Source organism: Acinetobacter sp. KS-LM10 (genome assembly GCF_036896575.1).
Taxonomy (GTDB): Bacteria; Pseudomonadota; Gammaproteobacteria; order Pseudomonadales; family Moraxellaceae; genus Acinetobacter; species Acinetobacter avistercoris.
The window spans coordinates 422,482-441,283 of record NZ_CP145906.1 but is presented as its reverse complement, the minus strand read 5'-3'; the positions used below and the strand labels follow the sequence as shown (position 1 = coordinate 441,283).

Below are 18,802 nucleotides of genomic sequence, written 5' to 3'. Positions count from 1 at the left end.
AAAATTGAGTAAGATCTAAATTAAGTAACATCAAAGTTGAGTAACATCAAAACAGTTATTAGGAATATATTGACAATGAAAATAATGAAATCTGCTTTACTCCTCAGCACCAGTTTGATTTTAGTGCCAATATCATTCGCGCAAGCTGATTCAAACACTCAAAATAATGCGCAGCAGACTACCTATGGTGATAATCCCAATTTACTGCGTGTTCTGGCTGGTAAAACTCAAACAGCAGTGCAAAATACAGCGGATAAAGTCGGTGAAGCAACTGAAAAAGGCATTGCGAAGATCAAACCTAGCGTCAGCCAAACATGGAATAACACCAAAGAGTACACCACAGAACAAGCCGTGATTGCACGTGACAACACGCGTCAAGGTATCGACACCACAGTAAAAAAAGTCAAACAAACCAAAGAAAATATAGTTGGTCAAGGGGGTGTTCCCATTGAACGTGGTTCACTGAGTCAAACGACATCTTCTCAATCTTCACCCCAAGCGATGATGCCCCCACGCATTCAAAATGCACCGCCACAATCTGAAAACACACCTGCAGTCATGCCACAAAGTACCGCTATGGGCAATGACTCAAACTTAGATTTAAAGTTAAACAATGAAGGTGAACCTGAAATTCAGCGTCAATCTATTCCTATCCAGAACATGAGCACTCAAGAGAGTAATACGAGTCAACCACAGCCAAAGACTACTACTGATATTCCACGCTAAACATACAGTGATTTAACTGATGAAGTGATTTAGATGATTGGAAGATGAACCAGCTACCGCTTCAATTGAGAAGCGGTTGTTTAACTTAGAATGTTTCAAAAATCATATTTGGAACTTGAAAATGCCTTGGCTATAACTTGAAATATCTTACTTGTCACTTAAATAGTCCTTGCTGAAATTACTCAATAATTAATTGACTTGTCGAATGGGCTGTCCGCTTTGGAAACCCTGTGTATTTTCAACCAATTGCTGAACAATTCTCTGTCGAGCATCTACACTGCCCCAAGCGCTATGCGGCGTAATAATTAAGTTTGGAATATCATCTTCCAATAAAACATTGCCATTTTTAGGAGGTTCTACGGTTAATACGTCTGTCGCTGCGCCTGCAATTTTTCCTTGACGCAATGCATCAGCAAGCGCCTGTTCATTGACAATACCGCCACGTGCACAATTGATCAGAAAAGCTGTAGGCTTCATCAAATCAAACGCATCAGCATCAATCAAGTCTCGGGTGTCATCGGTTAATGGACAATGTAAGCTTAAATAATCCACTTGACTGAATAATGCTCTTACTGGCACTCGCCCATCTACATGAGGTCGATTCGGTATAGCACCGACGATCACATTCATATCAAAAGCCTTGGCCAATTTGGCCACATTTTGCCCCAGCTCACCATAACCAATAATGCCCAAGGTTTTACCCGCAAGCTCTACAATCGGAAAATCAAGCAAACAAAATTGCGAAGCCTTATTCCATTGTCCTTGCTGTACTGCATGGTTGTACTGAATCAATGAGGTGGATAAAGCCAGCATTAACATTAAAGTATGCTGTGCTACTGCAGAAGTGCCATAGGCCTGACAATTACACACCACAATGCCTTGAGCTTTGGCCTGTACCAAGTCAATATTGTTGGTGCCTGTCGCAGAAATCAAAATGAGTTTTAAGTTTTTACATTGTCTGATGGTCTCCGCATCCAACACGACTTTATTGCTAATCACCACGTCAGCATCTTGAATACGTTCCACAATCTGATCAGACCGCGTGACTGGATAAAGTGTTAAATGATCAAAAACAGCTATAAGCGGCTCTAAATCTAAATCGTTTAAATCCAAAGAGCTTTGATCTAAAAATACAGCTTTCATCTGTTGATTCATCCTTTATCTTGTGAGCTTTTGAGCCTAATTTTTCTAATACACTTACTTTTTTAAAGCGAAAGATCCACTTCATCCATGATTGATAATGAGGTTTTTTGATCTGATTTAAATCATCACTCTCAAATCATCTTATCTTAACATCACTTCATAAGCCTTTAAAAATCAATCAGTTTTGAAATATAAATTAGTATTTAAGTAATTTTAAAAATTCAATGAGGAAATTCATCTACATTTTTATCGTTATACTCAAGAAATCAAAACAACCAAGAAGAAGAAAATTGAACATGGTTTATTCCATTTTTAAAATTATGAAACTTTGCATTCTAGCCACTCTTATTAGTTTCAGTGACCTCATTTATGCTGCAGAAAAAACCTTACAATCCATAGAAAACTTAGATGACGATGAACTGCGTACTGATGAAGGAAATGAGTTTAAATTAATTCAACTCAACACGGGTTGTAAAATAGAAGCGAGATTTTATATATCTTATCAAAATACACTCAGTTCATACATCTTCCAGAATAATGCCATGAAATTAATAACTTGAAATCTGCAACTGAAAGAGTATTTCGCTATCAGTATGAAAAAGACCATGAAGGCTCTTTAATGCATGTAACTCATGTTTATCAACATTCTTCAGCACATTTAAATATTCAAGATACCCAAGTAAAAAAGGACTTTATAAGATATAAAGCCCTTTTCCCTACGCATTATTTAACACTGTGCAACAGCAATTAGTTCACCACAAACTTCTGTAATTCACCCACACTATCAGCTTCAAATAGACAGTTGCCTAACTCATCGCAATGTATATATTGGTTTTTATAAGCAATGCTAAAGAAATCTGTCCCTTTCTTAATCACCAAAGGGCTCATATCAGAACTTAAAGCTTCATCATGTTTAATCAGCTTGGTCACACGGCGATCATTCATGCAGATGAGATAAGTTTGTTTTTTAATCTCAATTTCAGCTAAGCCACTATTTTCTACATGCAATGGAATAATGTATTTTCCATTCACATCAATCACATGCTGATCATAACTTTCCAGCTTTTGAGTGATCACATTAAAAACCAACACTTTTCCAAAACTATCATGCAGCTGTGTTTTGTTTTCAAAAGGCAAGTGAATGGAAATACCCAATTTTTGCAGATCTTGCTCATCAACACGCTTATTGGTCAATAAAATGCGCGTAATCGTTTGCTTTAAACTCGCATCAAAAAAAGTACTGTCCAATTGCAAATCAATGGTCTTCAGAATTTTACCCAAAGCTTCATTATGCGTACCCAACAAATGAGCAATCACACTGCGGTAATAAAATTTACTGTTCTTTTTGACGGCACGAATCTGTTTGTAAAAATAAGTCTGATCAAACGGACGCTCGATAAAATCATGTAATAGCGCAGAATTTGCCAATACCGCAATAGCATCATGACCGGTATAAGGCAAATGTAGCGTATGTAAATGCGGGATCAGCGGTTTAATCTTGTCATAATGTTCACGGTCTAGATCAAAGTATGGATCGTAGACAATAATATATTCACAATCCGCTACGATGTCTTCCGCTTGAATGCGCATATTGCCATTCAGCTCTTCATCATAGAAATCGGTATAACGACGATCGGTCACTTCTTCTGGATCAATCGAGTATTGCGGCACCATAGCCACAACACGATTCATATTAAAGGCTTTCGCATACTTAATCGCTGCATAGCCCCCCATAGAACCACCATAAGAGACAATGTTTCTAAACTGAGCCAAAATCGGTTGAATCGCGGCTAAAACACCAAGCATGCTTACTGCTGGGAACCATGACTTTTGTTTAGGCATAATACCAATAACGCTATATTCATATTTACTTAATGATTTTTCTGCATTAATGGAATTACCTTTTGCACGTGTAATTAAATCACCAAAAGATAAAACTAAAGTTTCAGATGTTCCTTTTAAATAAATTGCTCTAATGTGTTCATCTTCAAATACTATCTGCTTGTCCATTGCAATTCCGAAAAAAGGTTCTCATAACTTTGTATGCAAAATGAATCAATTGTTCACTTGCCTATAGATTGCAGCAAGTGTCATATTTTATAGATACTCTTCAGATAAAAAAGCGCAAAATATGACACATTCATTGCATCCTGCCGCACAACATGGATTTAGTTCCGCTGCTAAACTCTATCAAGATGTTCGACCTAATTATCCGCAAGACATTATCGTATGGTTGACTCAGGATTTACAATTAAACGAACAATCTAAAGTGATTGACTTGGGCGCTGGTACAGGTAAATTTTTAGACTACCTAAAACAAGCAACGGCCAATATCGTGGCCGTAGAACCAATAGCAGAAATGCTAGAGCAATTGAAAATAGTACATCCTGATGTACAGACACAACAAGCCTTTAGCCATCAAATTCTACTCAACTCCAACAGTATTGATGCTATTTTATGCGCTCAGTCCTTCCATTGGTTTGCCAATAACGAAACGCTCACTGAAATTCATCGTTTGCTTAAGCCAGATGGTCACTTAGGTTTAGTTTGGAATCAACGTGATGAAAGCGTCGATTGGGTTAAAGCTTTAGCAGACTTTATTGCAGAATACGAAACAGATACGCCTCGTTTTCATAGTCAAGAATGGCAAAAAGTATTCCTTGACCAAAAGTTATTTAAACTTGAAAACGAAAAGAAGTTTAGCCATCATCAAACTGGTTCGGTTGAAAATGTCGTGAGTAAGCGATTATTATCAACCAGTTTTATTGCTGCCATGCCTGAACAGAAACAGCTAGAATTAAAATTGAAATTTGAGGACATTGTTGAGCAATTTACAGGAAAGAAAGCTCAAGATGAAATCTCATTTCCTTACCAAACCTATGCGTATCACTACCAAAAAATGTTTAAATTTTCAGATTGCCGAAAGAATTGAAAAAACCCAAGACTGATGATTCTAGATAAGGAAGAGCTGATGACGAGTTTAAAAATACCTACCCGATTAATAAGTATCACGCTGATCAGTTCATTGCTTTTGATTGCATGCTCAGACACGAAAGATCAGAGTTCAAAACAAGCCAAAGAATCCAACGATCCATCAAGTGAGTTGCAAGAACAACTCAAAGCTAAACCGATCAAAACCTTTAGCAGTACTGTGCATGATGCTCAGGATATCGCGCTCTTGAAAGAGTATGAACTAAACTTTAATTCACTCAGTACTGATTTAGAGAATGAACTTATTCAATTAAAAAAAGACGGTAATTTAACCGAAGAAATGAACAGTCAAAGAAAGCGTGACTTGATCCAATCTTCTTTAAATATGCTCAAAGACTTAGATTTGAAAACCGAACAAGGGCGATATATTCAAGGACTGTATTATCAATATTGGGAGAGTCAGACTCAGGTGTATGATGAGCTTACTCAATCTAATGATGGTGAGTTGCAAAATCCAACCGATACGCTAAAAAATATGAGTGATTACTACACCGCACAAGCACAGCTAGAGCACTGGAGCTCTGTTACTCCATAAACTCTAACTGCACTAAAAACCGTCGATAAGCATAAGATGAGATTTGAGTGTCTTTTAGTACAATCACTGATTCTCAAACTCGGTCACTCTTTCTCAATCGTTTAATCTCAATCGTTTAATCTCAATCATTTAATCTGAATCATTGAGTCATGTGGTTATGTGTCACGAAATCCGAATACGGCACTGCCACTGTTGCTGAGCTTGCTTATTCGGTTCCCATGAACGCGCATAAACCAACTCAATCAGCTCTTGACCTGGTTTTTCAGCTTTAAAGCGGAAAGATTTCTCACCACCTACGCCAACCATGCCCTCTTCGGCTTCAGTTTGCAGATAACTTTCTTCAACTTTAAATAATTTTAACGGTTGTAATAGCTGCCATTGAAAGCCTGTAGACGGATTTTCACTGGCATTAAAAACCAATGTTTCACCGACTTTCATAACCATCAAAGCGGGACATTTCTGGTTCAAAGTATAGTGATGTATTTTTCCTTCAGTTTGAGGCGTAGAACTTTGACATCCAACCAAAATCAGCCCTCCAAACAGGATTGTCATGCAAAATAAATTTTTCATTTTGATTGCTCTGTCGTTTTTTTAAATACCGTTTCAACCACACAACATCATTGAGCCATTGTGTCGTTTTTCTTCCATGTCGGCGCAGTTATAACATATCACCATAAAAGCCACAGCTCAAATCCCACTCATGAATATGAGATTTGAACACACTAAATTTAATAAAAATATTTTAAATTCAGATAGATTAGCGAAGGACTATTCCTGTTTCAATTCTTGTATCTACTATTAAATGTATAAATAATCGCAATCAAAATGAGTGATTAAATATTTTGTTTTTCAACCCATTTAATTGAATCTACACGAATTAATTTACACGCACCATCTCCAATGCCATTCCAATCTAAAGCAGATTTCCAGACTAAGTCTTTGGCATTAATTTGTACCAAATCCCCTTCGATTTGAACCAAATCACCGCGTTTTACTTGCTTAATTTTTTGCGCAATTTCAGGATTGGCAGGAATAATGTGCATATTACTCACCAATTGAGTCGCCAGTTTTGGTGGAATAGGTGGTTTTGCCATTTTCCAATTCAGATAACGATCATATTGGTTGATTGAAATTTGACGAGCAATTTCAGGCTCGGTAAAAATTCCTCTTGTTACAGCATAATCAATAGGTGAAAATTGTGCTTGAGCATCATTAGTATATTCTTTTGAACCTAATATACGGAACTCACCTTTAAAAGATTCAAGCACAGAAATTTTTTGTTCTGCTGAAACTGGAGCTAAACCTTTGGCGATATTAAAATTCGTGGCATCCGAAGCATGCGTATATAAAGCACTACTTGCCAAAAATGCAGCAAAGAATAATTTTTTCAATGTTAAGCCCCTTAATTTAAAACTATGAATAATATAAAGCTAAATGCTTAAGTGAAAATTAAGAAAAGGTAACAATATATCGTTAATTCGTCATTTTTTGTCTTTAGCATTTTTAAAGTATAGTTTTTAAATCTTTTTTAGCTTTTTTAAAATGGGGTTGAATCACAATTTACAGTAACAAAAAAACAGAATATCTATTTATAAATATTTTGATCATGACGTGGATCAATAGACTTCTTTCATCATTCATTTTACAGAACAAACTTAGCACCAATATTTCCCTTTCCTCTCCTTCTTCGAGATGAAGAAGGCATTTTGTAATCGATATTCGCTGTTTAACAATTTATCCCTGTTTATTATCCCTGATTAATAATCTATTCATGCTTAATAATTTTTTTGACCTATAAAAGAAATCGAATAAAAGAATATTTTAAGCAAAATTTCAATATTAATTTTTAATTCAGTCTGCATCTAAATCAATTCGAATGGTTTCAAAACGCACGCGTCCATCGCGAATCGCTTGTGCAATTGCCATTTGCCCTTTGCCCTTTGGTGAGTCTTGCTCCTCCACTTTTAATGTCGATCAGTACCACATTGATATCTTCGGCTAAGCCATCACCATCTCTAAAGTCACTATAACCGTCGAAAACCACGTAATCGATAGGATCCCCTAAGAACTTGGCATCACTCGGCAAATATTGGAACTCAGGCATGATCGGTGCCATTTGTTCAGCCATTTTACCTTTAAGAACGGCACGACTGGTATTGACGCTACGCTTTTGTGCCAGGATTAAACTTTCGCGATGTTCCATTTCAAGTTCAGCAATATATTGCTCATATTCTGCTTTGATTCTGCCATTTCGTGTACTTGATAAAACAATAGTCGTTATTACGATTCCAATACATGCACCAATGAGCATTGCCATCCAAATGGACATTCAGACTTCTCTTAAAATAAATTCCACCCAATTTAAACAAGATCTAGTCTTTTGTCATGTATATGCGTTTTACAATGAAAAAATGCTAAGCTACAAAATAGACTTCCATTGTATATTCATAAAATTGTAGGCTCATGAAAACCATATTGATTGCAAACCAAAAAGGTGGCTGTGGTAAGACTGTTACAGCAATAACACTTGCAACAGCACTTGCCCAAAAAGGATATAAAGTCGCTTTAGCGGATGCAGACAATCAAAAGTCGGCGTTGCAATGGCTCAAACAACGGCCAAAAGATGCAACCGAAATTCAAAGCTTGGATTGGCGTCATGAAAAATCAATTGGCGAAGCGCCTAAAAATATTCAATATTTAATTATCGATGCGCCGGGTGCCTTAACGGATGAACATGCTGAACAGTTAATCAGTGAATGTCATGCCGTGGTCACGCCTTTACAGCCTTCGTTTTTTGATATTGACAGCACTAAACGGTTCCTAAAGCATATTCAGGATATTAAAAGAATTCGTAAGGGAAAAGTTGATGTGTTTTTATTGGCCAATCGCGTTAAACCCTCAGGTGCCAGTGCAAAAGATATTCAACAATTTTTTGCCAAAATTGATCAACAACCGGTCGCTTGGGTTTCAGAGCGTGCAGCTTACGGCACATTGGCAATGCAAGGTTTAAGCGTCTTTGATAAAAATCAAAAAATGTACTTAGCAATACAACAACAATGGCAACCTTTATTAGATGCTTTAATTGAAGATCCAAGTGATTGGTTTTAACATCGAAGTGACTGTATGTCATAAGATAAGCACTTTTTTAGAAATTCATATATGATGAAAACCCATTCAAAAATGATTTTCTAGAAAAGAGTTTTCATTTCATTGAATATCAAAAAATAGATTAGAGATATTAGTGCAAGATTTTAATCCGATATTACAACGTGCTCTTTTATTTGGACTGTTCTTTATTCTAATTTATTTAGGATATGACATTCTGAAATACTTTATTGTCCCTGTACTTTGGGCCTGTATTATTGCCTATGTGACTTGGCCGATTTATAAGCGTATTCAACGCTTTTGTGGTCTCAATCGTCCAACTTTAAGTGCAACGATTATGACCTCACTGCTCATGTTAGTGGTGGGTATACCGTTTACATTTGCTATTTTTTTATTGCAACATGAAGGTCGTAATCTATTTTTTGACATTCAACGTCAACTCTCTTCTGGTCATCTGAGTGTTCCAGACATTATTCGAGATTTACCTATCGTCGGTAAGGAAATCAGTAGGATTGTCCGTGAAATCAATGCGGATCCAAGTTCTTTGTTTAGTAACATTAGCATTTGGGTTCAAGGGCATTTGAACTACGGTAAGTTTGTGATTAGCGAAATCACCAAAAACTTAGTGAAGCTTGGATTTGCCATGATGTCTTTGTTCTTCTTTTATCGCGATGGTCAAACTATTGTGCTTCAAGTGAGCAAAGCCATGGAAAAAGTCATTGGCCCTCGTATTCAACATTATGTAGACACCATTTCTGAAACTACACGTGCTGTGGTCTATGGTGTTGGATTAACGGCGCTTGCTCAGGCAATTTTAGCTGGCGTGAGTTATTACGTTGCAGAAGTACCTAATCCGATGGTTTTGACCATCATGACCTTCCTGATGGCCTTAATTCCTTTTGGACCTCCAGTAGCTTATGGTGCAGTTTCGCTTTGGTTATTCTCACAAGGTCAAACGGTTGAAGCCATTGGTGTTATGGCGTGGGGTGTCTGTGTGGTTAGTACTGCAGATAACGTGATTCGTCCTTTGGTTATTTCCGGTGCTACTCAGATCCCTTTCTTATTGATTATGTTTGGTGTACTGGGTGGCCTTGCAAGTTTCGGATTGGTCGGCCTCTTTATTGGCCCTGTTATTCTGGCAGTCTTGTTGGCTATTTGGCGTGAGTGGCTACACGAAACGATTGATCCAGAGCCTGTACCCAAAGCAACGATGATCTATGATGATGAAGACCTTCCAAAACTATAAAGCTCATGTAACTCTTAACAATGAAAAATAGTTAAGGGAAAATAGTTAAGGGAAAATAGTTAAGAAACTTATACAAGTCCTTGCATGAGTTGCATTGTTTGATCATTTTAATTTTGTTTGAATGCTATAAAACCATCGTCAACCAAGGATGAAACCATGCAATATAATCTTTTTAAAACCACATTAATGTCAGTTGCAATTGGCTTATTTGCTGTTGGTTGTGCAAACACACAAATGTCATCTGAAAAAAAGAATAATCATCCCATTCAAACTGTGACTGTAAATGCTGTTTCTGCTCAAGGTGTGGGGAAAAAAATTGGTACTATTTCTTTTCAAGATGGACCTCAAGGTTTGATTGTTTCACCACAATTGACCGAACTTTCTCCAGGTTTCCATGGTTTTCATATTCATGAAAAAGGCTCTTGTGAAGCCGCTGAAAAAGATGGAAAAATGGGCGCAGCTCTCGCTGCTGGTGGTCACTTTAACCCCAACCAAGCACCAAACCACGGCACGCCGAATGATGGTCATTTAGGTGATTTACCAGTGCTCAATGTCGACACTAAAGGTGAAGCGAAAACTGCTGTTGTTGCACCTCGCCTAAAATTAGCTGATATTCAAGGTCTTGCTGTGATGGTGCATGCTGGTGGAGACAATTATGCTGATCAACCGAAACCACTTGGCGGTGGTGGTGACCGTGTTGCATGTGGTGTGATTCTTTAATTTAGATTCACAGCATTTCAATCGGTAAACATAGGCTTGTGGATAAATATCGATTTATTTACAAGTCTTTTTAAAATCAAAATATTGCAAATGATTACGCTATCGCTTTGGATAACTCAAAATTAAAAAAATTACGAACTCTAACCCTCCCACAAATAGACTATGCATCACAATAAAATAAAGCCTCAAAATAAAAGCGTTCAGCTTACTAGACACGGTACAGCTGAAACTACGCTCAACGACATTCAAAAGAAGTTTGGGAGTGTATTTTTAGTTTTCAGTACGGCTCTGTTTCACTGTGAAAACTGTGCTGAATTTTTACAGATAAAAATGGCAGTTCGTGAACATTTTAAACAGTCACTTCACTACGTCAATCATTCTATATACCTCATTGAAACTGATTATCCACAAGCAAGTATTCATCCTGTTTCATTCGTTTTAATCACACAAATGATCGATAATTTAGATAGTTTAAATAATCAATCTCTAGAACAATCTCATTTTTTAATTGAAGAAATTGAGGATGAAATTCGTGCTTTAACTATGCTCATAGATCAATGTGTATTTATCATTCGCGATTGTCCTCTTTTAGAACCAAAGAAACATATCCTCTTGCTTGCTCAAGCGATGACTGAACTGTTTCAATTACAAAGTCGCTATATTTATCCTTATCGAAAAGATCTAATTCCTGCATATTTAGGTAAAATAGACTTTGTTAAAAAGCTGGATGAAAATAAATAACCAGCTTTACTAAATATGAAGCATTAAAATCATTATTTCTAAAATTTCATAATTCAGAAATCGATTCGATCATAAATTGACAGTACTTTAAAAAAAGCTCAGTCTGTAAAACATGAATTATGCACTAAGACATTAATGTGAATTACTTTAAAACGATATTTTTAAAATTCAAATCAAATTCTATTTTGGTGTATTGCTTACAAATTTTTATTGTATTGTCAGGTACAACTTTGGGTCTTTTTTATCTTGGATATGAGCAACTCATTGTTCCAGTAACCTTAGGTGCCATTGCCACAGCCCTCACTGATTTTGATGACCGCCTCAGTATTCGGTTGCGTAACTTACTGTATATCTGTGTTTTATTTTTTAGTGTTAGCAGTATCTTAGCGTTTTTATATCCTTATAAATTTATTTTCATTGTCTATTTATCACTTTCTAGCGCAGCACTGATCCTGCTCGGTGCTTTGGGACAGCGTTATGCCACTATTTCTTTTGGCACCGTATTACTGTCCATTTATACAATGTTTGGTTTTGGAGAATATGAAACATGGTATGCCCAACCGAGCTACTTTGTTTTGGGTACACTTTGGTACGGCCTGAGCACCATCGTTTTTTACTTGCTTAAACCTACGCAAGCCGTCCAAGACAACTTAGCTGAGTGCTTTCAGCAATTGGCACAGCTGCTCGAAGCCAAGGCGCTACTCTTTGATCCAGACAATACCGATAATGTTGAAGATTTGCTCTATGCCTTATCTTTGCAAAATAGCTTAACCGTACACAGCCTAAATAACTGTAAAACTACCCTGCTCAGTCGCTTAAAAGCATCCCGTGCCAATAAAAATACGATTTACGGACTCAATCTATATTTCTTAGCACAAGACATTCATGAGCAAGCCACCTCTAATTATTTACATTATGAAAAAATACATCAAAATTTTAGCCGTACTGATCTCATCTACCGCATCCAAAAAAATATTCAATTACACGCACAACACTGTCGACTATTAGCCAGTTCTATTCTTGAAAATAAAAAACTCCAACTTTCTGAGGCAGAACCCATTGCCTTGCTACACCTCAAAACATCTATGCATGCTTGGATTCAAGATAATCCTCAGAATATAGAAGTTAAAAATTTACGCTTAATCTTAAAAAACTTAATCAATATTCAAGAACAATTTCAGCATTTGGCTATTGAACAAAAAAATGGACCACAGAATGATGAACACAAGTCATCTCAAGCTCTAGATAATTTAAATTTATTAGATGATGACATTCAAGGCTTAGATGATTTATGGCTAAAGCTCAAACAACATTTAAGCCCACAATCTGCATTGTTTCGACATGCGGTCAGGATTGGCTTTGTCTTTGCTGTAGGTAGTTTAATTTCGCTTTTACCCTTTGCTAAAAATGGCTACTGGATTTTACTGACCAGTTTGTTTGTCTGCCAAGTCAGTTATTTTGCCACCAAAAGCCGTTTACGCTTGAGAACCTTAGGAACTGTTTTAGGTGTCTTATTCGGTATACCCATCTTATATTTTGTTCCGAGTGTTGAGGGGCAACTGCTCTTAACTATTATTTTTGGGGTAATATTTTTCTATTTAAGATCAAAAAAATATGCCATGGCGACCCTGATGGCAACACTCATGGTCATGCTGATTTTTAATTTAAAAGGTGCAGGCTATGCCATTATTTTACCCAGAATCATGGATACTTTAATCGGTTGTGGTTTAGCTTGGTTTGCAGTCAGTTTTATTTGGCCAGATTGGAATTTTCGCAATATTTCAAAGACTATTCAAAAAAGTAGTCTCGCGACCTTGGAATACTTCACAGCGGTGATTGATCAATATCAACACGGTAAAAATAACAGTATGGATTATCGAATGGCGCGTCGTTTTGCACACAATGCGCATATTGAACTGTCCAGTATGATTTCCAGCCTAAGTACAGAGCCCAATCCGAATCCAACGCTGATCCATCACGCTTTTCGTTATTTGGTTTATAGCCATAGTCAGCTGAGCTATGTATCAGCGCTCGGTAGTCATCGTGTTCAGGTTAAAGATTCACAGGTGCTGGATTTGATGCAATGGTGTCAGCTCACTCTAAAGAATGCGCTCACTCAGCATGAAGTGATTGACCAGCAAAGCATCGATAAGAAACTGGATGAAATACAAATGTTGAATGTGCAAGAAACTGATTCAGAAAATCTCATGTTGGCGCTTAATCAAATTCGTTTGTTGCTGGAAACATTACCTGAGCTCATTCAACTCAGAAATACATTATTAGAATTAGAGATTAAATGATTTTGATTCGACTCATTCTAATCATAACTTTAAGACTTTGACTCTATGTTGATTGTGAAAAAAACTGATCATAGATATCAATTGATAAAAAATAAATTCAATAAAAAACCTCTTAATATTAAGAGGTTTTTTATGATCTACGTTGAATATACTGATTTTTCATACAAAGAATCGGTTAGAAGATTCCTTGTTCAACACGCTCCTCCATGATGTTCTTAATGGCTGTTCTCGGTGCACTAAACCAAAGTGCAATCAATATAAAACATGCCACACTATATGCCCACATATCAAAATAAACATACAACACGCGAACCATTTCAATCACAACAAAAAATGCCACCATCAGAATCATTCCGACTGCTGCGGCAACGGTTCCTTTAGACACTTCAGAAGCACTTAATGCAAAGCGATACAAAACTGAGAAGCTGCAACCTTCACCAAAACTGATTAAGGTCATTCCTAAGATTAAAGACCACAGTAAATAATCTTGCCAAATCACCCCTGCAATTAAAATCAGTGTACCCAATAGCATCAGAGGCAATACCAGCATCACCGTTTTACCCAAAGCCAAACGGTCAATGACGCTAATCAGCACAATATTCCCCAAGATCAAGCCGCCCAATACGGGCACTTGTGCAAAGCCGTATTGCATATTGGTGAGTCCCAATTGCTCCACCAAAATCACAGGTGACAAAGCAATCCAGAGAATTAAGGGAATCGATACCATAGGCAAAGATAGCGCCAATACCATAAAACGTTTATTTTTAAATACGGCTTTAAAGTCATCCCAAACATAAGCAATCGGTTGTTTCGGAACACTGATCTGATGTTCTGGCATTTTGGCTTTGAGTCCAAACCAACTCAATGCAGCCAGTATTGCAATACCGATAAAACCCCAATGCCATGAGACATGGTCAATCATAAATGCACCGAGTACAGGCCCAAGTAATGGCGCTATCAGTGAAATATTGGCCATCAATGCCATCACTTTAATCGCGTCACGTTCTTCAAAAATCTCTTGAATAGCGGCATATCCAACCGCAGAGATGATCGTCAGACCAATACCTTGTAAGAAACGAAATGCCAGAAACTGCTCAATGCTTTGTGTCAAAAGAATGAGTAAACAACAAATAACGAAAAACACCACGCCCCAAAGTAAGACTTTTTTCCGTCCCAGTCGGTCTGACAAAGGACCTAAGAGCCATGCTAAACATGCACCACCCAACAGAAAAAAAGACATCGATGACGGTGCCCATGAACTACTTACGCCAAACTCTTGCGTAATCGTCAGCATGGCTGGCTGGACTAAATCATTACAGATATAAACAGAAAATTCGAATAACACCAATGCCAAAGGGAACATAAAGGTGGCACGATTTAACGTGGCTTTTTGGAAGTTTTGCATGTGCTCTAATTAGTTTTGATGCAATTATTTGCAATCTTTTTAAAGGAGAACCGTTTAAGTCAGCAGATGCTTTTCTTAACGGATTGAATCAATCATTAAACAGTGATCTTTTAACTGTGATCTTTTAACTGTGATCTTGAAATTAAAATCTTTAAGTTGTGATGTTTAAATTGTGAAGTTTAAATAATGATCTTTAAAATATAAATCTTAGTTTTGGGTTGTGCGACCAACTTCATCAGATTCGTTTTAATAGACCATCAATCCAATAAAACGAATTGTGATTTAGTCGTTGAGATTGAGTATGTCAAATTAAATTTTTAAATCGATTATTTTAAAAATATGGTTCCAAAAATTAAGCTTCACTTAAAAAAGCAATCGCTTTATTCCTGACTATCGAATTGGCTACATTTTAGCTGATTCAAAATAACTTTAATCAGTTTTATGTTCTTTTTTATTGTTTCTTTTGTTGTTTCTTTTGTTGTCTGCTTGATTGTCGATTTGGCTATTTACTTCGTTTCATTCGAATCAATAAATTGATTATTTTTCAAATCTTCATAGGCTTGTAAGACCTCTTGAAATGTATTCATGACAAAGTAGCCACGCCCATAAAGAGGTTCATTTAAGGGTGCGCCTGAAAGATACAAAAACTGAGTGTCTTGAACAGCAGTCAATTGTACTTGTTCACCTTGATTGGTCAGTACCGCCATTTGCTGCGCGTCTAAAAGCGTGTCTTCTCCTTCAAACACCATACGCCCTGAACGAAGATAGATTAGTGTGGTTTCACCTTCTTTCGCATCAAATTGATGAGATTGTCCTGCTTTGAAATAACCATCAATGACTTGCAGAGGTGTATGTGTCAACGCAGGGCCTTTTTGCTGTAAATGCTCTCCTGCAATCACTCTTAAAAAACTGCCATTGTCATGATCATTGTCCAAGTTTAGACGTGGGATCATTGCCTTAGATAAGCTTTGATAGCGTGCTGGATTCATTTTATCTTTGCTCGGCAAGTTTACCCATAACTGCAATAATTCAAACGAGCCGCCTGTTTTTGAAAATGCCTCACTAAAGACTTCCTCATGCAAGACTCCTGATGCAGCGGTCATCCATTGCACATCGCCAGGTTGGATTACACCACCTGCCCCCGTTGAATCACGATGCTCAATTTCACCTTTGTATACAAAAGTGATTGTCTCGAATCCACGGTGTGGATGTTCCAATACGCCTTTGCGTAATCGTGTCGGTTGAAGTGTTCCTGGCCCTAAATGATCAAGTAGTAAAAAAGGCGAAACTGTATTGCCCAATTCGTAATGGGAAAATACTGAAGTGACTGGAGAGAAATCACCTACTGGGCCAGTAGAACTTGGCTCATGGATAAACGCAATTTTTTTCATTTTGTTATCGTCATTCATTAAGTTTTAAGATTTTAGCCTAATCCACAATGCACTTCGACAAGCTGAATAGCATTCAGTGTTGCAGTTTTAGGAAATTTAGCATTCTATTTTATTAGTAGATCAACAGGCTTTATACTATTAATTTCAGCAATATCAGGATTTTTTTTAAACTCTAACCATTCCTGTTTTCTCCATGTTTCAACTTTTACTTTTCCTAAAATACGCATCAAATTAGCAAGAAGATCAGCATGAGCTTGGTCATTAAAATAATATATCGTAACTTTTACATTTTGATTATATAACTCATTAAATGAAAATAACTCTTGAATATAGTTATTATCTGAAACATCTAATGAATGCCCCCAGATATAAAAATGGAGATTTAAATTGTTATTTTGTAAAGTTTCTTGAATTTTTTGCTCAATATATTTTACTGATCCTGCCTCTGTATTTGCAGTTCTCGATAACCAAAAATCTCTAGTTAAATTCACATGCTCTTTCATTAATTTACTTTTAACTAAATACTCATCAATAAAATTATAATCAGTATCTAATAGTAATTTTTGATGATACTTCGTAAATCCCCAAAGATTAAATTTTTGTAAAATTTGATTATCTAAATCAGATACACCTAATACTATTTTAGATTGATCACCTATTTTTCCATGTAAAAAATAGGATTGAAGGTCGAAAGTATATAATCTCTTATAAGTCGAAGTATAATTAAACGAATATACTCGCTCTACCGCCTCTAACGCAGGAATTTTTATAACATTGTTGATACTTTGGAGGCTTTCAATCCTTTTTAAATAATTGTTAAACTCACGACTAAATTCTAATAAAGATTTATGTAAAAAACTGGTTACTTTAGTATAGGTATATTCACTAAACCCTTTACGTACTAGCAAAAAATTTGTTGATAATTTTTGAGAACTTGTATTCCAATCATCAAAAAATCTAACTATTTGAGGACTAAAATCTACACCTGTTTTTTTATATTTAACTTCTAACAGTGTAAACAACTCTAGTATTCTTATATTCTTCTGGATTAAATAATAAGTATTATTATTGGCCTCTATTTTACTTTTAATAAAATCATTAAAAGAATTATTTTGTTTCGAGTAAGATTCTATTACCATCAAAAAATTGCATACTATTTCTAGAGCTTGTGCAATTTTCTCCTCAAAATCAATCCATGTTTTTACGTCTTTAACATGGTCTGAAAAATACTGATACCAAACATTTTCTTTTAATTGAGTTTGTAACTCTTTGATTTGATCAACTGAAATTTTAATTTCATCAGTTTTATAGATTGCTTTTGTATAACCAAAAAAATTGCTTTCTTTTTCATATAAAGAGCCAAATAAGTCATCAAAATTCATATCATCTTGAGGTTTATCCCATTTTTCAATCGCAGCCATTGCTGCCATAAAATGGTCATACTTCGTCGGTAAGTAGTGCGACAAATCAAAACCATTTCCGACAATCAAAATATTCACAGCTATTCTTCCCCCAGACGCAAAAAAAGCGCATCAATCGATACGCTTTTTATGAAGCATTCCAGACTAAAAATCAACCATAAATCAAATATTTATTAAGGACAATATGCTGTTTGGAAAGTCTTGGTATTTTTCCCACGTCCACATTGATAGGCCTTTTGACTACCTAAACGCTTCCAAGTACCATCAATCAGTTTAAAGTTATATATAGTACGAATCGACGTCACAGAATCATCCAACAAATTGGTTTCAGTGACTTTGACTTCTGCCACAGTGGGTTGTTCAGTCCTGTTAAAATACTGACGAATTTCAACTGTGCTCAATTCCTTATGCAAATCCGTGCGCTCTTTTAAAACTTGCGCCAACGGCGTATCCGAACCTGATACTTTACTCGATACTTTATTCACTAAATTCTGAGTCGTCGAACATCCCGACAAAATGCCGACACACAATGCAGTTGCAGCCCATACTCGTAACATATTCCTGTCCCTCCTGATCAATTTTCTACGAAAATTTTGTCGTTTTCATGCACAAAAAAATATGAATAAAATAATACTAATTAAGTGTATTTAATCGAATCAAGGGCAGAGTTTACTATGAAATGAAGTCGTATCATCACCACGACCACAACGTTGTGTATTCACAGATTCACCTTGTTGTTGCCATTGATCTTGTACTTTTTTGAATTGATACACTTTACGTTCAGCATTAATGGAGTCATCTGCTAAACCAGATAAAGTTAGAGTAACTTCGACGTTCTGTGCTCGCTCAGAATCAGATTTTTGTTGAATATCAATCTCGCGCGCTTCATCCAAATAAGTTTGTTGATTTAATACTTGCTGCAGAGGCGTTAAATTCTCTTGATTTGTATCTTTAACAACCTCTTTAGCACTCACATCAACCTCTTGATTCGCTTTTTCTGTAGGCTGATTACAACCTACGAGAGCAACAGTCGTCAGCAGGCCCAATAGCATTATTTTTATTTTCAACATTTAAAAAT

17 protein-coding genes and 1 pseudogene are annotated in these 18,802 nt (G+C 36.4%); 8 read left to right on the top strand and 10 right to left on the bottom strand.

Annotated features, from left to right (window positions below):
- Positions 1-75 precede the first annotated feature (75 nt).
- Positions 76-726, top strand: a complete 651-nt coding sequence (locus V5M36_RS02015; protein WP_338561496.1) for a hypothetical protein — start codon at positions 76-78, stop codon at positions 724-726.
- A gap of 189 nt (positions 727-915) precedes the next feature.
- Here V5M36_RS02015 and V5M36_RS02010 read toward each other — a convergent pair whose 3' ends face one another.
- Both V5M36_RS02010 and V5M36_RS02005 read right to left on the bottom strand, forming a co-directional pair.
- The gene (locus V5M36_RS02010) at positions 916-1,869 is read right to left on the bottom strand and encodes a 2-hydroxyacid dehydrogenase (protein ID WP_338561493.1); all 954 of its coding nucleotides are present in this window, start codon (positions 1,867-1,869) and stop codon (positions 916-918) included.
- Positions 1,870-2,616: 747 nt separating this feature from the next.
- Complete coding sequence (locus V5M36_RS02005) at positions 2,617-3,879, bottom strand: hypothetical protein (protein ID WP_338561490.1); 1,263 nt, start codon at positions 3,877-3,879, stop codon at positions 2,617-2,619.
- 121 nt (positions 3,880-4,000) lie between these two features.
- On the opposite strand from V5M36_RS02005, the gene V5M36_RS02000 reads away from it, so the two are divergent.
- Together V5M36_RS02000 and V5M36_RS01995 are read left to right on the top strand one after the other, a co-directional pair.
- Positions 4,001-4,801, top strand: a complete 801-nt coding sequence (locus V5M36_RS02000) for a class I SAM-dependent methyltransferase (protein WP_338561487.1) — start codon at positions 4,001-4,003, stop codon at positions 4,799-4,801.
- Positions 4,802-4,840: 39 nt separating this feature from the next.
- On the top strand, positions 4,841-5,395 hold the full coding sequence (locus tag V5M36_RS01995) for a hypothetical protein (RefSeq protein WP_338561485.1): 555 nt from the start codon (positions 4,841-4,843) through the stop codon (positions 5,393-5,395).
- A 162-nt stretch (positions 5,396-5,557) separates the two neighbouring features.
- Here the strand turns inward: V5M36_RS01995 and V5M36_RS01990 are convergent, their stop codons facing one another.
- The 3 genes and pseudogenes from V5M36_RS01990 to V5M36_RS01980 all read right to left on the bottom strand — a co-directional run bounded on the left by V5M36_RS01990 (position 5,558) and on the right by V5M36_RS01980 (position 7,724).
- On the bottom strand, positions 5,558-5,965 hold the full coding sequence (locus tag V5M36_RS01990; RefSeq protein ID WP_338561483.1) for a protease inhibitor I42 family protein: 408 nt from the start codon (positions 5,963-5,965) through the stop codon (positions 5,558-5,560).
- A 263-nt stretch (positions 5,966-6,228) separates the two neighbouring features.
- On the bottom strand, positions 6,229-6,786 hold the full coding sequence (locus V5M36_RS01985) for a hypothetical protein (protein ID WP_445206302.1): 558 nt from the start codon (positions 6,784-6,786) through the stop codon (positions 6,229-6,231).
- A gap of 460 nt (positions 6,787-7,246) precedes the next feature.
- Positions 7,247-7,724 (bottom strand): annotated as a pseudogene (locus V5M36_RS01980) (Holliday junction resolvase-like protein).
- A 134-nt stretch (positions 7,725-7,858) separates the two neighbouring features.
- Here V5M36_RS01980 and V5M36_RS01975 point away from each other — a divergent pair.
- From V5M36_RS01975 to yccS, 5 genes are all read left to right on the top strand, one after another.
- On the top strand, positions 7,859-8,503 hold the full coding sequence (locus V5M36_RS01975; RefSeq protein WP_338561481.1) for a ParA family protein: 645 nt from the start codon (positions 7,859-7,861) through the stop codon (positions 8,501-8,503).
- Between the two features lie 133 nt (positions 8,504-8,636).
- Complete coding sequence (locus tag V5M36_RS01970; RefSeq protein ID WP_338561479.1) at positions 8,637-9,746, top strand: AI-2E family transporter; 1,110 nt, start codon at positions 8,637-8,639, stop codon at positions 9,744-9,746.
- 156 nt (positions 9,747-9,902) lie between these two features.
- The gene (gene sodC / locus V5M36_RS01965) at positions 9,903-10,466 is read left to right on the top strand and encodes a superoxide dismutase [Cu-Zn] SodC (RefSeq protein WP_338561476.1); all 564 of its coding nucleotides are present in this window, start codon (positions 9,903-9,905) and stop codon (positions 10,464-10,466) included.
- A gap of 162 nt (positions 10,467-10,628) precedes the next feature.
- The gene (locus V5M36_RS01960; protein WP_338561473.1) at positions 10,629-11,207 is read left to right on the top strand and encodes a hypothetical protein; all 579 of its coding nucleotides are present in this window, start codon (positions 10,629-10,631) and stop codon (positions 11,205-11,207) included.
- Between the two features lie 137 nt (positions 11,208-11,344).
- The gene (yccS, locus tag V5M36_RS01955; RefSeq protein WP_338561470.1) at positions 11,345-13,507 is read left to right on the top strand and encodes a YccS family putative transporter; all 2,163 of its coding nucleotides are present in this window, start codon (positions 11,345-11,347) and stop codon (positions 13,505-13,507) included.
- A gap of 175 nt (positions 13,508-13,682) precedes the next feature.
- Here yccS and craA read toward each other — a convergent pair whose 3' ends face one another.
- The 5 genes from craA to V5M36_RS01930 all read right to left on the bottom strand — a co-directional run bounded on the left by craA (position 13,683) and on the right by V5M36_RS01930 (position 18,794).
- Positions 13,683-14,912: a chloramphenicol efflux MFS transporter CraA gene (craA, locus tag V5M36_RS01950; protein WP_338561468.1), complete on the bottom strand. Its 1,230-nt coding sequence runs from the start codon at positions 14,910-14,912 to the stop codon at positions 13,683-13,685.
- 506 nt (positions 14,913-15,418) lie between these two features.
- Entirely contained in the window at positions 15,419-16,303 is an 885-nt protein-coding gene (locus V5M36_RS01945) for a pirin family protein (RefSeq protein WP_338561466.1), read from the bottom strand.
- A 104-nt stretch (positions 16,304-16,407) separates the two neighbouring features.
- Positions 16,408-17,802 (bottom strand): AbiH family protein, encoded by a 1,395-nt coding sequence (locus V5M36_RS01940; protein ID WP_338561464.1) that lies wholly within the window; start codon positions 17,800-17,802, stop codon positions 16,408-16,410.
- Between the two features lie 95 nt (positions 17,803-17,897).
- On the bottom strand, positions 17,898-18,281 hold the full coding sequence (locus V5M36_RS01935) for a hypothetical protein (RefSeq protein ID WP_338561462.1): 384 nt from the start codon (positions 18,279-18,281) through the stop codon (positions 17,898-17,900).
- Between the two features lie 99 nt (positions 18,282-18,380).
- Positions 18,381-18,794, bottom strand: coding sequence for a hypothetical protein (locus V5M36_RS01930; RefSeq protein ID WP_338561460.1), 414 nt, complete (start codon positions 18,792-18,794; stop codon positions 18,381-18,383).
- Between the last annotated feature and the right edge of the window lie 8 nt (positions 18,795-18,802).